Raw genomic sequence first — 17426 nt, forward strand, 5'->3', positions numbered from 1 at the left:
AGGCGACCTCAGAAGTGGATGACGGTACGAATGCTCTTGCCTTCATGCATCAGGTCAAACGCTTTGTTGATGTCTTCCAGGCCCATGGTATGGGTAATGAACGTGTCCAGCGGGATTTCGCCGGTCTGGGCCATTTCCACGTAGCTTGGCAACTCGCTACGACCGCGTACGCCGCCGAATGCCGAACCGCGCCAGACGCGACCGGTCACCAACTGGAATGGGCGCGTAGCGATTTCCTGGCCCGCACCGGCCACACCGATGATCACCGACTCGCCCCAACCTTTGTGGCAGCACTCAAGGGCAGCACGCATCAGTTGCACGTTGCCGATGCACTCGAAGGAAAAATCCACACCGCCGTCAGTCAAATCTACAATCACGTCCTGGATCGGGCGATCGTATTCTTTCGGGTTGATGCAGTCGGTGGCGCCCAATTGCTTGGCGATTTCGAACTTGGCCGGGTTGATGTCGATGGCAATGATGCGACCGGCCTTGGCTTTCACCGCGCCAATAATGGCCGACAGACCAATTCCACCGAGACCGAAAATGGCCACGGTGTCGCCCGGCTTGACCTTGGCAGTGTTGATCACCGCGCCAATACCGGTGGTAACGCCACAGCCCAGCAAGCAGACTTTTTCCAGCGGCGCCTCTTTAGGAATCTTGGCCACGGAAATTTCCGGCAGCACGGTGTACTCGGAGAAGGTCGAGGTGCCCATGTAGTGGAAAATCGGCTGACCCTTGTAGGAAAAACGCGTGGTGCCATCTGGCATCAGGCCTTTGCCTTGGGTGGCTCGAATGGCTTGGCACAGGTTGGTCTTGCCCGACAGGCAGAATTTGCACTTGCCACATTCCGGGGTGTACAGCGGGATGACATGGTCGCCGACGGCAACTGAAGTCACACCCTCGCCAATCGCTTCAACCACCGCACCGCCCTCGTGGCCGAGAATCGATGGAAAGATGCCTTCCGGGTCAGCACCCGACAGGGTGTAAGCGTCGGTGTGGCATACGCCGGAGGCCACAACGCGCAGCAGGACTTCGCCAGCCTTGGGCATGGCGACATCCACTTCAACAATCTCAAGGGGTTTCTTGGCTTCGAAGGCGACGGCGGCGCGGGACTTAATCATCCGGTATTTCTCCAGGGCGTTAAAAATTGAGAGGGAGAGTGTAAAACATGGCTTACTGATTAATAATCCAGCCAAAAGCAAAACATTATTGCTGTACAGGGACAATCATGATGTCGGAGAACCGCTGGGAAGGCATCGACGAGTTCGTCGCCGTGGCTGAATGCAGTCAATTTACAGCTGCCGCCGAGCGCCTGGGGGTGTCGTCGTCCCATATCAGTCGCCAGGTCGCACGCTTGGAGGAACGGCTGCAGACACGGTTGCTTTATCGCAGTACACGCAAAGTGACCCTGACCGAAGCCGGACAAACCTTCCTCCAACATTGCCAACGCTTGCAGGACGGCCGCGAAGAAGCATTGCGAGCGGTGGGCGACTTGACCAGCGAGCCAAAAGGCATGTTGCGCATGACGTGCGCCGTGGCTTATGGCGAGCGATTTATCGTGCCTTTGGTGACGCGGTTCATGGGGCTTTACCCGCAGTTGCGGGTGGATATCGAACTGAGCAACCGCCAGCTCGATCTGGTACACGAAGGCCTGGACCTGGCAATTCGCTTGGGGCGCCTCTCAGACTCAAGAATGGTTGCCAGCCGTCTCGCGCCGCGGCGCATGTATTTGTGTGCATCGCCGTCCTATCTCGAACGCTATGGGCGCCCCCATAGCTTGTCGGAATTGAGTCGGCATAACTGCCTGATTGGCAGCTCGGATATCTGGCAACTGGCTCAGGACGGCCGGGAGTTTTCCCAGCGGGTGCAGGGAAACTGGCGTTGCAACAGTGGACAAGCGGTGCTGGATGCTGCATTGCAGGGCGTGGGATTGTGCCAACTGCCGGATTATTACGTGCTGGAACATTTGCGCAATGGTGCACTGGTGTCGCTGCTGGAAGCGCATCAGCCGCCGAATACAGCGGTGTGGGCGCTGTATCCGCAGCAACGGCATTTGTCGCCAAAGGTGCGCAGTTTGGTGGATTACCTAAAAGAAGGCCTATCAAACAGGACAGAATACAAAGCCTCTGACGTCCTGTTCTCCCACGACCTCATATGATGACCAGCGCTACTGTCAACTCTGACAGTAGTGAGCAAAGATGAATGGTGGTTCCCTACGGTTTCACTGCTGGCGCTGCATCATCAATTTTACGGCGCTGCCCAATGAGGCCTATCAAGATGACGCAGGGAAACTGCCATGAAAAATGTAAACACCGCAGATATCGAAAAGCAGCTTGAACAGAACATAGCTGCATATAAAAAGCACAACGTCGATTCAGAGGGTTCAGCCGACTTAAGGATCGAAAGTACTGAACGCTATGCGACCAAAGACGCACATTTTTATCAATTCGACAATCATGAAGTGATTCAGATAGGAGTGCCCGCAACAGACCCTGAAGCCCCCGGTCATCCGGTAATCATAGATATTTTTTCTTTTAGCCCACCCTTTGAATCGGGAAGTTTCGATCTCATCACCGGATTCCCCATCCGGCTAAACGTTCACCATCCTTTGCTACGCGACGCCAAAATGAAGCATGGCAACTTGGAACTGACAGTAGAAGATAGACAACTAAATGGCCGACTCAGCTGCGAGTTCACCCATGAACACCTTGAACTTAGAATGAACACGGCATTCGCGATCACAAAATCATAGGAAGACGACGTATCAATAATCGGTGCTACGCGCGACCGGTGCCCATGACAGCGGTATGGGCACTTTCAGGTCAAACATACCGAAGATGAAGACGCCGCCGAGAGCAGCGTTTGCCTGGCACAGCCTCTCAGCCAACAATCACTGCCGATTTGCCCAGCGTAACCGTAACCACTCCAGATCCTCGGGCCGGGTCACCTTGATATTGTCCGAACGCCCCTCAATTAACCGCGGCGCCTGACCGGACCATTCCATTGCCGAGGCCTCATCGGTGATGACCGCATCCGCTACCAGGCTATCAGCCAAGGCACGATGCAACGCACCGAGTCGGAACATCTGCGGCGTGTACGCTTGCCAGATCAGGCTGCGGTCGACAGTCTCATCGACACGACCGTGCTTGTCGGCGCGCTTAAGGGTATCGCGGGCCGGGACGGCCAGTAGGCCACCGACAGCATCATCGGCCAGTTCGCTTAACAGTTTGTCGAGATCATCGCGGCTTAAATTGGGCCTGGCGGCGTCGTGCACCAGCACCCAGTCGTCATCGCTCGCGCCCAGGGCATTGAGGTGCAACAGAGCGTTTAGCACCGAACCCGAGCGCTCCGAACCGCCGTCCGCACGCTGTATACGTGGATCAATGGCGCATGCCAGGTTGGGCCAATAAGGGTCATCCATGGCAAGGCTGACCACCAACCCCTTGAGATTGGGGTGGTCGAGAAAACAGTAGAGGCTGTGTTCAAGAATAGTGCGCCCGCCCAGTTGCAAATATTGCTTGGGACGGTCCGCAGCCATACGGGCACCGACGCCCGCGGCGGGAATTACGGCCCAGAAGGCCGGCAAACTGTTGCTCATTGGGCCAACTGGTAGAGGGTTTCGCCCTCCTTGACCATGCCCAGTTCGTGACGAGCCCGCTCTTCAACGGTCTCCGTGCCTTTTTTCAACTCAAGCACTTCAGCGTCCAGGACGCGGTTGCGCTCCAGCAGGATCTCATTTTCGGCGTGCTGTGCAGCAATTTGCTCAGTCAGGTCTTTTACCTGCGCGAAGCTGCCATTACCCACCCACAGGCGGTACTGCAGGCCAGCCAGCAACAAGAGCAAGACGAGGAACAACCAATTGGGACTGCGCATCGAATATCGGGTATCCAGTGAAAAAAGACAGCCATGCATAACTTTTGAAGCAACTGATAGCACGAAGCCTGGAAGAACCAGGCTTGTGCTTGATAGCCATCAGATTAGCGCCGAAATGTTCACTATCGTGAACTTTCCGACGCAATCCGCCGACTTTTTACCATTTACAGATTAGCCGCGAAACTCGCCGCGACCGTTGTACTTGGCTTTGCCAGCCAGTTGCTCTTCGATACGCAGCAATTGGTTGTACTTGGAAACGCGATCGGAACGGCACAGCGAACCGGTCTTGATCTGGCCCGCCGAAGTGCCCACAGCCAGGTCGGCGATGGTCGAATCTTCGGTTTCGCCGGAGCGGTGGGAGATCACGGCGGTGTAGCCCGCAGCCTTGGCCATCTGAATGGCTTCAAGGGTTTCGGTCAAGGTACCGATCTGGTTGAACTTGATCAGGATCGAGTTGGCGATCTTTTTATCGATGCCTTCTTTCAGGATCTTGGTGTTGGTCACGAACAGATCGTCGCCCACCAATTGGACTTTCTCGCCGATCTTGTCGGTGAGGATTTTCCAGCCGTCCCAATCGGACTCATCCAGGCCGTCTTCGATCGAGATGATCGGATAGCGCTGGGTCAGGCCCTTCAGGTACTCAGCAAAACCTTCGGAGTTGAACACTTGGCCTTCGCCGGACAAATTGTATTTGCCGTCTTCGTAGAACTCGCTGGCCGCGCAGTCCAGGGCCAGGGTCACGTCAGTGCCCAGCTTGTAGCCAGCGTTGGCCACGGCTTCGGAGATCACTTTCAGCGCATCTTCGTTGGATGCCAGGTTTGGAGCGAAGCCACCTTCGTCGCCTACAGCAGTGCTCAGGCCACGGGCCTTCAGAACAGCTTTCAGGTGATGGAAAATCTCGGTACCCATGCGCAAGCCTTCGGAGAAGGTCTTGGCGCCAACCGGCTGCACCATGAATTCCTGGATGTCGACGTTGTTATCAGCGTGCTCGCCACCGTTGATGATGTTCATCATCGGCACCGGCATTGAGTAAACACCCGGAGTGCCGTTCAGGTTGGCGATGTGAGCATACAGCGGCAAGTCCTGGTCCTGGGCAGCAGCCTTGGCAGCGGCCAGGGAGACGGCGAGGATAGCGTTAGCGCCCAGGCTACCTTTGTTTTCGGTGCCGTCGAGCTTGATCATCGCGTGGTCCAGAGCTTTCTGGTCCAGCGGGTCCTTACCCAGCAACAGGTCACGGATCGGGCCGTTAATGTTGGCTACAGCCTTGAGTACACCCTTGCCCAGGTAACGGCTCTTGTCGCCATCACGCAGTTCCAGCGCTTCGCGCGAACCGGTAGAAGCACCGGACGGCGCGCAGGCGCTGCCGATGATGCCGTTATCGAGAAGCACGTCGGCTTCGACGGTGGGGTTGCCACGGGAGTCGAGAACTTCACGACCTTTGATGTCGACGATTTTTGCCATTGTTGTAAACACTCCAAAGTTGACGAAAACGACGCAGCTGAAGGGAAACTTTTGACCGACCGCAAGGGTGGAACAACGGGGCAGGCTTGCAGGCGACAAGGCTCAGGCCCGAGGGCCTGAACAGAAAACGTGGGAAAGTCTACCGGAGAAACGACGCTTACGCGGTCTCTACTGTCGGAAAACTCTTGACCTGTTCGTCCAACTGCTTGAGCTGGGCCAGGAATGGCTCCAGCTTGTCCAGGCGCAGGGCGCATGGACCGTCGCATTTGGCATTATCCGGGTCCGGGTGGGCCTCCAGGAAAAGGCCAGCCAGGGACTGGCTGATGCCGGCCTTGGCCAGGTCCAGCACCTGGGCACGGCGCCCGCCTGCGGAATCGGCGCGACCACCGGGCATTTGCAGCGCGTGGGTCACGTCGAAGAACACGGGGTATTCGAACTGCTTCATGATGCCGAAACCGAGCATGTCCACCACGAGATTGTTGTAGCCGAAGCTCGAACCACGCTCGCAGAGGATCAACTGGTCGTTACCCGCTTCCACACACTTGTTCAGGATGTGCTTCATCTCCTGAGGTGCGAGGAACTGGGCTTTCTTGATATTGATCACTGCGCCGGTCTTAGCCATCGCGACGACCAGATCGGTCTGGCGCGACAGGAAGGCCGGCAACTGGATGATGTCGCACACCTCGGCGACCACGGCAGCCTGTTCAGGCTCGTGGACGTCGGTGATGATCGGCACGCCGAAGGCTTGTTTGATGTCCTGGAAGATCCGCATGCCTTCTTCAAGGCCTGGGCCGCGGTAGGACGTTACGGACGAGCGATTGGCCTTGTCGAAGCTGGCCTTGAACACGTAAGGGATACCCAATTTCTGGGTAACCTTGACGTACTCTTCACAGACCTGCATCGCCATGTCGCGGCTTTCCAGCACGTTCATGCCGCCGAACAGCACCATGGGCTTGTCGTTGGCAATCTCGATGTCGCCTACGCGAATGATCTTCTGGGCCATCAGGTTTACGCCTTCTTCTGATGTTGCGTCAGTGCAGCTTTGACAAAACCGCTGAACAGCGGGTGACCGTCGCGTGGAGTCGAGGTGAACTCTGGGTGGAACTGGCAAGCGACGAACCATGGATGATCCGGTGCTTCGACCACCTCAACCAGCGCGCCATCACCGGAGCGACCGGAGATTTTCAGGCCGGCTTCTTTGATTTGCGGCAGCAGGTTGTTGTTCACTTCGTAACGGTGACGGTGACGCTCGACGATCACGTCCTTGCCGTAGCAATCGTGAACCAGCGAGCCCGGCTCCAGCAGGCAATCCTGCGCGCCAAGGCGCATGGTGCCGCCCAGGTCGGAGCTTTCGGTACGGGTTTCAACAGCGCCGGTGGCGTCCTCCCACTCGGTAATCAGGCCCACGACCGGGTGACCGCTCTTGCTGTCAAACTCGGTGGAGTTGGCGTCTTTCCAGCCAAGCACGTTGCGGGCGAACTCGATAACCGCCACTTGCATGCCCAGGCAGATACCCAGGTACGGCACCTTGTTCTCACGAGCGTACTGTACGGCGGTGATCTTGCCTTCCACGCCACGCAGGCCGAAACCGCCTGGAACGAGGATTGCGTCAACACCTTCGAGCAGCGCGGTGCCCTGGTTCTCGATGTCTTCGGAGTCGATGTAGCGCAGATTGACCTTGGTACGGTTGCTGATACCCGCGTGGCTCATCGCTTCGATCAGCGACTTGTACGCGTCCAGCAGCTCCATGTACTTGCCGACCATGGCGATGGTGACTTCGTGCTCAGGGTTGAGCTTGGCGTCAACCACAGCTTCCCACTCGGACAGGTCCGCACCGTTGCATTGCAGGCCGAAACGCTCGACCACAAAATCGTCCAGGCCTTGCGAGTGCAGGATGCCCGGGATCTTGTAGATGGTGTCGGCGTCTTCCAGGGCGATCACCGCACGTTCTTCAACGTTGGTGAACTGCGCGATCTTGCGACGCGAGGAAATGTCGATCGGGTGATCGGAGCGGCACACCAGCACGTCCGGCTGCAGGCCGATGGAACGCAGTTCCTTGACCGAGTGCTGCGTAGGCTTGGTTTTGGTTTCGCCAGCGGTGGCGATGTACGGCACCAACGTGAGGTGCATCAGCATCGCGCGCTTGGCGCCGACTTCGAAACGCAACTGGCGGATAGCTTCGAGGAATGGCTGGGATTCGATGTCACCCACGGTGCCACCGATCTCGACCATCGCCACGTCGGCATCGCCTGCACCCTTGATGATGCGGCGCTTGATTTCATCGGTAATGTGCGGAATCACCTGGATGGTTGCACCCAGGTAGTCACCACGGCGCTCTTTGCGCAGAACGTGCTCGTAGACACGGCCGGTGGTGAAATTGTTGTTCTGGGTCATGGTCGTGCGGATGAACCGCTCGTAGTGGCCCAAGTCCAGGTCGGTCTCGGCGCCGTCGTGTGTGACGAACACTTCACCATGCTGGAACGGGCTCATGGTGCCCGGGTCGACGTTGATGTACGGGTCCAGCTTGAGCATGGTGACTTTAAGCCCCCGCGCCTCCAGGATGGCCGCCAATGAAGCGGAGGCAATGCCTTTCCCCAATGAAGAAACAACACCGCCCGTGACGAATATGTAGCGCGTCATGAAAAACCCTAGAAGTCTGCGTTAAAGCGGTCCGAGCCGCCGGGGAAAGCGAAGAGAGGCCGAAGCCCCCGATCACCAGCATTAATCACAGTGCACCTTTCAAAAAAACCGCCGCGTTGTGACAGACCAGCAGTGAAACACCGGTGCGTTGATCGCTACACATTTTTTGGAATCGCCCAGCAAAGACGGCTTGGTAATCGGCAACTGCTGCGATTCAGGCGAATCCACAGAAGTTGTATCAAGAAGGGAGCGTAGTCTACCGGAAAGGCTCTATCAGCTCAAACCTTGATCGCAGCTCTGTGGCATCCAATGTAATTTCCAGCCATCACTCGGTGAGGCCCAGAGTCCAGTGAGGTTGGGCACGCCGAGCAATTGCTCGCCCTGATACAGCAGCGGCAATCTGCCACGGATGAAGCCCGGCACTCCATGCTCATTGAGCAGGCGCTTCAGGTCACGCCGGCCTCGGCCTGGCACTTCAAGCATTTCACCGCCCTGGCGATAACGGACCTCCAGCGGGACTTCGGGCACCTTGCCGATAATTTCCAGCAGGCCATTGCCGGGTAACTCTAGTGGGTTTTGCGGGCGAGGCCAGCTCACCGACGCGCGGGAAAATTCCGACCAGGCGCGAGACAACCACCAGATGCGTTCGCCACAACGGTGCAATTCTCCATCGGCCAGGCGCCACAAGGGCTGTGCGTCGCCCTTGGCATCGCGTAGGGAATACCAGCCAGCCCAGTGGTCGGTGTCGGGCAACCGGGTCAGCGGCGCCAGCCAATGGCGTAGGACGTTGCGCTGACGGGCATCGGAAAGATCGCGCAGTGGGCCGAGGGCCAATGACGGCAAAGGCAGCCAAGGAAACCGTGAAGGTTGATCCGCGGCTTGTAGGTCCATGCTGGCTAACTCACCCAGCAATGCCTGGGCTTCACCGAAGTGTTCGGCAGTGCGGGCCAGGCTGGAGACGGCTTGGGGCCAACGCTCCGTCAGCGTCGGGATCACGCGGTGACGCAGGTAATTACGGGAGAACTGCATGTCGGCGTTGGAAGGGTCTTCGATCCACTTGAGTTGATGTTCATCGGCGTAGGCCACCAGCTCGGTGCGCGAGACATCCAACAACGGCCGCACCAAATGGCCGCCCGCCAATGGACGGTGCACAGGCATTGCCGCCGCCCCCCGCACGCCGGCCCCGCGCAACAGGCGAAACAGCAGGGTTTCAGCCTGATCGTCGCGATGCTGGCCCGTGAGCAACACCTCCCCTGCCCCGATCACCTCGGTAAACGCCCTGTAACGTGCATCACGCGCTGCACGCTCAAGGCTGGCGCCGGGCTGTACCTGCACACGCATTACGCGCAGGGGCACGCCCAGCCTGTCGCAAATGGACTGGCAATGGCTCGGCCAGGTGTCGGCGGCGGATTGCAGGCCATGGTGGACATGGACAGCGCTTAGAGGCGGAAGGGCTTCGGCGCTGGCCAGGAGATGCAGCAGGACAGTGGAATCAAGACCACCAGAGAAGGCGATATGCCAAGCCGGGGCTTTGCGCCAAGGGGCTAGGGCGTGCAGGAGTTTGGCGGATAAAGTCGGTTTCATCACAGGTTACCGCCGCAAATCTGGAATACCCAAGCCAAGCATACACAAAGCAAATGTGGAAGGGGGCTTGCCCCCGATAGCGGAGCATCAGCCAGTGAATACAGTGACTGACACTCAGCAATCGGGGGCAAGCCCCCTCCCACATTAGTACCGCTGCGGCCTTAGAGGCCGTAGCTCATCAGGCGTTCGTAACGACGGGCCAGCAGCGCTTCGTTGTCCAGTTTTTTGAGCATCGCAAGCTGCGAACCCAACTCGGCACGGATAGTCGCGGCGGCAGCAGCCGGGTCGCGGTGGGCGCCGCCCAATGGCTCGGCGATCACTTTGTCCACGATACCAAGGCCCTTGAGGCGATCAGCAGTGATGCCCATGGCTTCGGCAGCGTCCGGTGCCTTTTCTGCAGTCTTCCACAGGATCGAGGCGCAACCTTCTGGCGAGATCACCGCGTAGGTCGAATATTGCAGCATGTTCAGTTGGTCGCAGACGCCAATGGCCAATGCACCGCCGGAACCGCCTTCACCAATCACCGTGGCGATGATCGGGGTTTTCAGGCGAGACATGACGCGCAGGTTCCAGGCAATCGCTTCGCTCTGGTTGCGTTCTTCAGCGTCGATACCTGGGTATGCACCCGGCGTGTCGATGAAGGTCAGGATCGGCATCTTGAAGCGCTCAGCCATTTCCATCAAACGGCAAGCCTTACGATAGCCTTCCGGACGCGGCATGCCGAAGTTGCGGCGGACTTTCTCGCGCACTTCACGGCCTTTCTGGTGACCAATCACCATTACCGGCTGGTCGTCCAGGCGAGCGATACCGCCCACGATAGCCGCGTCGTCGGAGAAGTGGCGATCGCCATGCAACTCGTCGAACTCGGTGAAAATGTGCTGAATGTAGTCCAGGGTGTACGGGCGGCGCGGGTGGCGGGCCAGGCGCGCGATCTGCCAGCTGGTCAGCTTGCCGAAGATGTCTTCGGTGAGCGTGCTGCTCTTGTCTTGCAGGCGAGCGATCTCATCGCCGATATTCAGCGAATTGTCATTGCCGACCAGGCGCAGTTCTTCGATCTTGGCTTGCAGGTCAGCGATCGGCTGTTCGAAATCAAGAAAATTCGGGTTCATAAGCGTCCGTCTTGGGTCGACGGCCAGGGAGTGCTTGGCCAGCCGGTTGTCTGTTCGCGCCCTACCTTAAGGGAGAGGCGCGTTCAGGTCGAGATTAAATGTTCAGCCGAGGTCAGACGTTCTGACCGTCAGCGGTATTGGAGGAAGACGTTGTCTCGACCGAACTGGTCACGCAAAGCTTGAATCAAGCCATCAGCCGGATCAATTCGCCAGGTCTCGCCGAACTGCAACATCGCCTTGGCGTCGTCGCCGGTGTACTCCATGGTCACCGGGCATGCGCCACGGTGACGCTTGAGCAAGTCACCCAGCCAGCGTAGCTGATCGCCCTTGAGCGCCTCGGTCTTGACCTTCAAGCGCAGGCTTTCAGCCAGGTTGGTGCGCGCATCTTCCATGCTCATCACCCGCTTGATACGCAGGCGCAGGCCACCGGAGAAGTCATCGTTGCTGACCTCCCCTTCCACAACCACCATGGCATCGGTCTGCAGCAGCGACTGCGCCGAATGGAAGGCATCGGCAAACAGCGAAGCTTCGATACGGCCCGAGCGGTCATCGAGAGTGATGAAACCCATCTTGTCGCCCTTCTTATTTTTCATCACCCGCAGGGCGATAATCATGCCGGCGACGGTTTGGGTGTCCCGCGCCGGTTTCAGGTCGATGATGCGCTGACGGGCGAAACGGCGGATCTCGCCTTCGTATTCGTCAATCGGGTGACCGGTGAGGTACAGGCCCAAGGTGTCTTTTTCACCCTTGAGGCGCTCCTTGAGAGTCAACTCTTTGGCCTTGCGGTGATTGCCGTACACGTCCGCGTCTTCTTCGACGAACAACCCCCCAAACAGGTCGGCGTGGCCGCTGTCATGGGTACGGGCGGTCTGCTCGGCAGCTTTGATCGCTTCTTCCATGGCAGTGAGCAGCACCGCGCGGTTGCGGTCGATATTTGCCTGGTAGGCCTTCGGCTCATCGTGAAAGTAAGGGCCGAGACGGTCCAGCGCACCGCTGCGGATCAAGCCATCAAGGGTTCGCTTGTTGATGCGCTTGAGGTCAACCCGCGCGCAGAAGTCGAACAGATCCTTGAACGGCCCGTCCTGACGCGCTTCGGTAATCGCCTCCACCGGGCCTTCGCCCACGCCTTTGATCGCGCCCAGGCCATAGATGATGCGGCCTTCGTCATTCACCGTGAACTTGAACTCCGAGGCGTTCACGTCAGGCGCGTCGAGGCGCAGCTTCATGGTGCGCACTTCCTCGATCAAGGTCACAACCTTGTCGGTGTTGTGCATGTCCGCAGAAAGTACCGCAGCCATGAACGGCGCCGGGTAGTGGGCTTTCAGCCAGGCGGTCTGGTAAGACACCAGGCCGTAGGCGGCGGAGTGAGATTTGTTGAAACCATAACCGGCGAATTTTTCCACCAGGTCAAAAATGTTACCGGCCAGATCGGCGTCGATATTGTTGGTGGCGCAACCCTCAATGAAACCGCCGCGCTGCTTGGCCATTTCCTCGGGTTTCTTTTTACCCATGGCTCGACGCAGCATGTCCGCACCGCCGAGGGTGTAGCCCGCCATTACCTGAGCGATCTGCATCACCTGTTCCTGGTACAGGATGATGCCGTAGGTTGGCGCCAGCACAGGCTTGAGGCCTTCGTACTGGTAGTCGGAGTGCGGGTAGGCCAGTTCGGCGCGGCCGTGCTTACGGTTGATGAAGTCGTCAACCATGCCCGACTGCAGCGGACCAGGACGGAACAGGGCCACCAGTGCGATCAAGTCTTCCAGGCAGTCGGGTTTGAGCTTTTTGATCAGCTCTTTCATGCCCCGCGACTCAAGCTGGAACACAGCTGTTGTTTCAGCTTTTTGCAGCAATTGGTAAGTCGGCTTGTCATCCAACGGGATGAACGCAATATCCAGCGGCTCTTCGTCGACCTTGGCGCGCTCGCGGTTGATGGTCTTCAGCGCCCAGTCGATGATCGTCAGGGTCCGCAGGCCGAGGAAGTCGAACTTCACCAGGCCGGCCGCCTCAACGTCGTCCTTGTCGAACTGGGTAACCAGGCCGCCGCCTTCTTCATCGCAATAGATCGGCGAAAAGTCAGTGAGTTTGGTCGGCGCGATCACTACGCCACCGGCGTGTTTACCGACGTTACGCACGATACCTTCGAGCTTGCGCGCCATGTCCCAGATCTCGGCGGCTTCCTCATCGATCTTGATGAAGTCACGCAGGATTTCTTCCTGCTCGTAGGCCTTTTCCAGGGTCATGCCGACTTCGAACGGGATCATCTTCGACAGCCGGTCGGCCAGGCCGTAGGACTTGCCCTGCACCCGGGCCACGTCGCGGATTACCGCCTTGGCCGCCATGGAACCGAAAGTGATGATCTGGCTTACCGCGTTGCGGCCGTATTTCTCGGCCACGTATTCGATCACGCGGTCGCGACCGTCCATGCAGAAGTCGACGTCGAAGTCGGGCATGGAAACCCGTTCCGGGTTCAGGAACCGTTCGAACAGCAGGTCATATTCAAGAGGGTCGAGGTCGGTGATCTTCTGCACATAAGCCACTAGCGAGCCGGCACCCGACCCACGGCCAGGGCCTACGGGCACGCCGTTGCTTTTCGCCCACTGGATGAAGTCCATTACGATCAGGAAGTAACCGGGGAACCCCATCTGGATGATGATATCCAGCTCGAAATTCAGCCGGTCGACATACACCTGGCGCTTGGCTTCGTAATCTTCAGTGGTGTCCTTGGGCAACAGCACGGAAAGCCGTTCTTCCAGGCCATCGAACGACACCTTGCGGAAATATTCATCGATGGTCATGCCATCGGGAATCGGGAAGTTGGGCAGGAAGTGCGTACCCAGCTTCACTTCAATGTTGCAGCGCTTGGCGATCTCGACAGAGTTTTCCAGGGCCTCAGGCAAGTCGCTGAACAACTCGGCCATCTCTTCGGCGCTTTTGAGGTATTGCTCTTCGCTGTAATTTTTCGAGCGGCGCGGGTCATCCAGGGCCCGGCCTTCACCGATGCACACACGGGTTTCGTGGGCTTCGAAATCTTCTTTCTTGATAAAGCGCACGTCGTTGGTGGCGACCAGTGGCGCGCCCAGCTTTTCGGCCAGAGCAACGGCGGCGTGCAGATGTTCTTCATCATTGGGGCGATTGGTGCGCTGCACTTCAAGGTAGAAACGGTCGGGGAAGACCTGCATCCACTCCTTCGCCAGCACTTCGGCTTCCTGGGGATTACCCCCCAGCAGTGCGAGACCAATCTCCCCCTCTTTAGCGGCCGACAGCATGATCAGGCCTTCGCTGGCCTCGGCAACCCATTCACGCTCGATAATGATCGAACCGTTGCGTTGACCATCGATGAAGCCACGGGAGATCAGTTCAGTGAGGTTGCGATAACCCACGCCGTTCATCGCCAAAAGGCTGATGCGGCTCAGCGCGTTATCCGGATCTTTGTTGGACAGCCATAGGTCGGCACCGCAGATAGGCTTGATGCCGGCCCCCATGGCGTTCTTGTAGAACTTGACCAGGGAACACATGTTGTTCTGATCGGTAACCGCCACCGCGGGCATGTTCATGCCCACCAGGGTTTTGACCAGAGGCTTGATCCGTACCAGGCCGTCGACCAGGGAGTACTCAGTGTGCAGGCGTAGGTGAACGAATGAAGCCGGCATAGTGATCCTGTCTTATACGTGGAAACAACAAGGCCCGGATTGTACCGGGCCTTGGCAAAAACATCAGCCTCGCGACTACACCTCGCTGAGACTCTCCCGCGCTTCGTAAGCCAGGCGCACCGGGGCAAACGAGCGGCGGTGGATAGGCGTGGGGCCGAGGCGGGCCAAGGCTTCCAGATGAACGGGCGTCGGATAGCCTTTGTGACCACCGATGCCGTAGCCGGGATAGATCAACTCGAACGCGGCCATTTCCCGGTCACGACTGACCTTGGCCAGGATCGATGCCGCTGCGATGGCCGGAACCTTGCTGTCACCTTTGACCACTGCCTCGGCCGGCATCGCCAATTTAGGGCAACGGTTACCGTCGATCATCGCCAGTTTGGGTGTGATGTGCAGGCCTTCAACAGCACGCTGCATGGCAAGCATGGTGGCGTGGAGAATGTTCAGCTCGTCGATTTCTTCGACTTCGGCCCGGGCGATATGCCAGCTCAGAGCTTTTTCACAAATCTCGTCGTAGAGCTTTTCGCGACGAGCTTCGGTGAGCTTCTTCGAATCGTTGAGGCCAAGGATCGGACGGTTCGGATCAAGAATCACAGCTGCGGTGACCACCGCACCGCAGAGGGGACCGCGCCCTACTTCATCAACACCGGCCACCAGTTCATGGGCTTGTGCAACCAGGCTGAAATCCAGGCCCATCTGCGTACTCATAACGTTTCCTGTTTGTGGCCGATCAAACTCAACACGGCGTCTGCTGCCTGGTTCGACGCATCACGGCGCAGAGTGCGATGAATCTCATCAAACCCTCGGGTCTGCTCTTCGCCGCCATCGATCAGGGGCAGCAGTGTCTGCGCCAAGGCCTCCGGTGTCGCATTGTCCTGCAGCAACTCCGGCACCAACAAGCGCTGGGCCAGCAAATTGGGCAAAGAGATATAGGGGCTTTTGACCATGCGTTTCAGAATCCAGAACGTCAGCGGTGCCAGGCGATACGCCACAACCATCGGACGCTTGTACAACAAGGCTTCCAGGGTTGCCGTGCCTGAAGCAATCAGCACCGCATCGCAGGCCGCCAATGCCAGGTGCGATTGGCCATCAAGCAATGTCAACGGCAGGTTACGACCTTCCAGCAGCGTTTCGATCTGTGCGCGACGCTGTGGGCTTGCACAGGGCAGTACGAAACGCACACCTGGCTTCAAGGCTTGCAGGCGCTCGGCGGCATCGAAAAACACGCTGGCCAGCCGACCGACTTCTCCCCCCCTGCTGCCCGGCATCAACGCGACGAGCGGGCCATCGGGCAAGCCCAACTGCCCACGGGCCGCCACGCGATCGGCCTGCAAAGGGATGTCGTCGGCGAGCGTATGCCCAACGAACCGTACCGGCACGCCCTTTTCTTCGTAGAACCTGGCCTCGAACGGCAACAGGGTGAGCATCAGGTCACAGCCTTCACGGATCTTCAGCACACGCTTTTGTCGCCACGCCCACACAGAGGGGCTAACGTAGTGCACGGTTTTGATCCCGGCCTGACGCAGCTTGAGTTCGATATTGAGGGTGAAGTCCGGTGCATCGATTCCGATAAAGACGTCGGGTTTTTCTTCGATCAGGGTCTGAATCAGCAGCTTGCGGCGCGCCAACAGCTCACGCAGGCGACCCAGCACTTCCACCAACCCCATAACCGACAGGCGCTCCATGGGGAAATAGGAAGTGAGGCCTTCAGCCTGCATCAATGGGCCACCAACACCGATGAATTCAACCGCCGGATGCTGGGCCTTGAGGGCCCGCATAAGACCTGCGCCCAGGATATCGCCGGAAGCTTCTCCGGCCACCAGCGCAATTCGCAGATTAGCCATGATCAGCGAGTGATGCCGCGAGTCGACGCCTGGATCGAATCACGGAACACCGCGACTTCCGGGAACAACGCTGCCGGCTCGGTCAGTTGGGTCAACGCCTGATCTACTGTCAGCCCCTGGCGATAAACGACCTTATAGGCACGACGCAGTGCGTGAATGGCCTCTTCGCTGAAACCACGACGGCGCATGCCTTCGAAGTTCATGCTGCGAGCTTCAGCGGGGTTGCCGAACACCGTGACGAACGCCGGGACGTCCTTGCCGATCGCGGTGCCCATGCCGGAGAAGCTGTGGGCCCCAATGTGGCAGTACTGATGGACGAGCGTGAAGCCTGACAGGATTGCCCAATCGTCGACGTGCACGTGGCCAGCCAACGCCGTGTTGTTGACCAGGATGCAGTGGTTGCCGATCACGCTGTCATGCCCGATATGGGCATAGGCCATAACCAGATTGTGATCACCCAGTGTGGTCTCGGCACGATCCTGCACGGTGCCACGGTGAATGGTCACGCCTTCACGGATGATGTTGTGATCACCGATTACCAAGCGTGTTTCTTCACCCTTGTACTTCATGTCCGGGGTGTCTTCGCCTACCGAGGAAAACTGGTAGATGCGGTTGTGTTTGCCAATGCGGGTCGGACCTTTGAGGATCACGTGCGGCCCGATGACAGTCCCCTCGCCGATTTCCACACCTGCGCCGATGATCGACCAGGGGCCGACCTCAACGTCGGCGGCCAGTACGGCCGACGGATCGATGATTGCGCGAGGGTCAATCAAACTCATAGTTTGCGTTCCGCGCAGATGATCTCGGCAGAGCACACTGGCTTGCCGTCTACCGAGGCCTGGCATTCGAACTTCCAGATCTGGCGCTTGCAGCTGATGAATTTGGCTTCCAGGATCAACTGGTCACCCGGAGTAACCGGGTTGCGAAAGCGCAGCTTGTCGGAGCCCACGAAATAGTAAAGCGTGCCGTCGGCAGGCTTAAGGTCAAGCATTTTGAAACCAAGGATACCGGCAGCCTGGGCCATCGCTTCGATGATCAACACGCCCGGCATGATGGGATGCGCGGGAAAGTGACCGTTGAAGAACGGTTCGTTGATGCTGACATTCTTGTAGGCACGAATGCGCTTTTCCTCAACATTGAGGTCCACTACGCGGTCCACCAGCAGGAACGGGTAACGGTGAGGCAGGTATTCGCGAATCTCGTTGATGTCCATCATTTCGGGGGGAAGCCTGTAATAAAGATTGGGGGCGGGCGACTAAACGCAC

Annotated in this window: 15 protein-coding genes; 2 read left to right on the top strand and 13 right to left on the bottom strand. The window is 58.3% G+C overall.

The window, feature by feature from the left end; translation table 11 throughout:
- Positions 1–8: 8 nt before the first annotated feature.
- On the bottom strand, positions 9–1121 hold the full coding sequence (locus ACKZ62_RS22010) for an S-(hydroxymethyl)glutathione dehydrogenase/class III alcohol dehydrogenase (RefSeq protein ID WP_032891635.1): 1113 nt from the start codon (positions 1119–1121) through the stop codon (positions 9–11).
- 110 nt (positions 1122–1231) lie between these two features.
- On the opposite strand from ACKZ62_RS22010, the gene ACKZ62_RS22015 reads away from it, so the two are divergent.
- Both ACKZ62_RS22015 and ACKZ62_RS22020 read left to right on the top strand, forming a co-directional pair.
- The gene (locus tag ACKZ62_RS22015; protein WP_122755695.1) at positions 1232–2158 is read left to right on the top strand and encodes a LysR substrate-binding domain-containing protein; all 927 of its coding nucleotides are present in this window, start codon (positions 1232–1234) and stop codon (positions 2156–2158) included.
- Positions 2159–2296: 138 nt separating this feature from the next.
- Positions 2297–2752, top strand: a complete 456-nt coding sequence (locus tag ACKZ62_RS22020; protein WP_122755694.1) for a hypothetical protein — start codon at positions 2297–2299, stop codon at positions 2750–2752.
- A gap of 138 nt (positions 2753–2890) precedes the next feature.
- Here ACKZ62_RS22020 and ispD read toward each other — a convergent pair whose 3' ends face one another.
- From ispD to fabZ, 12 genes are all read right to left on the bottom strand, one after another.
- Positions 2891–3598: a 2-C-methyl-D-erythritol 4-phosphate cytidylyltransferase gene (gene ispD / locus ACKZ62_RS22025; protein ID WP_032891639.1), complete on the bottom strand. Its 708-nt coding sequence runs from the start codon at positions 3596–3598 to the stop codon at positions 2891–2893.
- Positions 3595–3873 carry a cell division protein FtsB gene (ftsB, locus tag ACKZ62_RS22030; RefSeq protein ID WP_003231201.1) on the bottom strand — a complete coding sequence of 93 codons (279 nt, stop codon included), beginning with the start codon at positions 3871–3873 and terminating at the stop codon, positions 3595–3597. The genes ispD and ftsB overlap by 4 nt, the downstream gene beginning before the upstream one ends.
- Before the next feature lie 171 nt (positions 3874–4044).
- On the bottom strand, positions 4045–5334 hold the full coding sequence (gene eno, locus ACKZ62_RS22035) for a phosphopyruvate hydratase (protein ID WP_032891640.1): 1290 nt from the start codon (positions 5332–5334) through the stop codon (positions 4045–4047).
- A gap of 157 nt (positions 5335–5491) precedes the next feature.
- Positions 5492–6337, bottom strand: coding sequence for a 3-deoxy-8-phosphooctulonate synthase (gene kdsA, locus ACKZ62_RS22040; RefSeq protein WP_447095827.1), 846 nt, complete (start codon positions 6335–6337; stop codon positions 5492–5494).
- Positions 6338–6342: 5 nt separating this feature from the next.
- Entirely contained in the window at positions 6343–7974 is a 1632-nt protein-coding gene (locus ACKZ62_RS22045) for a CTP synthase (RefSeq protein ID WP_032891641.1), read from the bottom strand.
- Between the two features lie 273 nt (positions 7975–8247).
- A complete protein-coding gene (gene tilS, locus ACKZ62_RS22050; RefSeq protein ID WP_447095828.1) occupies positions 8248–9558 on the bottom strand; it encodes a tRNA lysidine(34) synthetase TilS in 1311 nt (436 codons plus the stop codon).
- A gap of 161 nt (positions 9559–9719) precedes the next feature.
- Positions 9720–10667 (bottom strand): acetyl-CoA carboxylase carboxyltransferase subunit alpha, encoded by a 948-nt coding sequence (locus ACKZ62_RS22055; RefSeq protein WP_003172288.1) that lies wholly within the window; start codon positions 10665–10667, stop codon positions 9720–9722.
- Between the two features lie 128 nt (positions 10668–10795).
- The gene (dnaE, locus tag ACKZ62_RS22060; protein ID WP_032891643.1) at positions 10796–14317 is read right to left on the bottom strand and encodes a DNA polymerase III subunit alpha; all 3522 of its coding nucleotides are present in this window, start codon (positions 14315–14317) and stop codon (positions 10796–10798) included.
- A gap of 75 nt (positions 14318–14392) precedes the next feature.
- On the bottom strand, positions 14393–15025 hold the full coding sequence (rnhB, locus tag ACKZ62_RS22065; protein WP_032891644.1) for a ribonuclease HII: 633 nt from the start codon (positions 15023–15025) through the stop codon (positions 14393–14395).
- Positions 15022–16161, bottom strand: a complete 1140-nt coding sequence (gene lpxB / locus ACKZ62_RS22070) for a lipid-A-disaccharide synthase (RefSeq protein WP_447095829.1) — start codon at positions 16159–16161, stop codon at positions 15022–15024. Before lpxB ends, rnhB begins: the two co-directional genes overlap by 4 nt.
- Positions 16162–16163: 2 nt before the next feature.
- Positions 16164–16940 (bottom strand): acyl-ACP--UDP-N-acetylglucosamine O-acyltransferase, encoded by a 777-nt coding sequence (gene lpxA, locus ACKZ62_RS22075; protein WP_032891646.1) that lies wholly within the window; start codon positions 16938–16940, stop codon positions 16164–16166.
- Positions 16937–17377, bottom strand: coding sequence for a 3-hydroxyacyl-ACP dehydratase FabZ (fabZ, locus tag ACKZ62_RS22080; RefSeq protein WP_003172281.1), 441 nt, complete (start codon positions 17375–17377; stop codon positions 16937–16939). Before fabZ ends, lpxA begins: the two co-directional genes overlap by 4 nt.
- Between the last annotated feature and the right edge of the window lie 49 nt (positions 17378–17426).

This window comes from Pseudomonas sivasensis, from assembly GCF_052938085.1.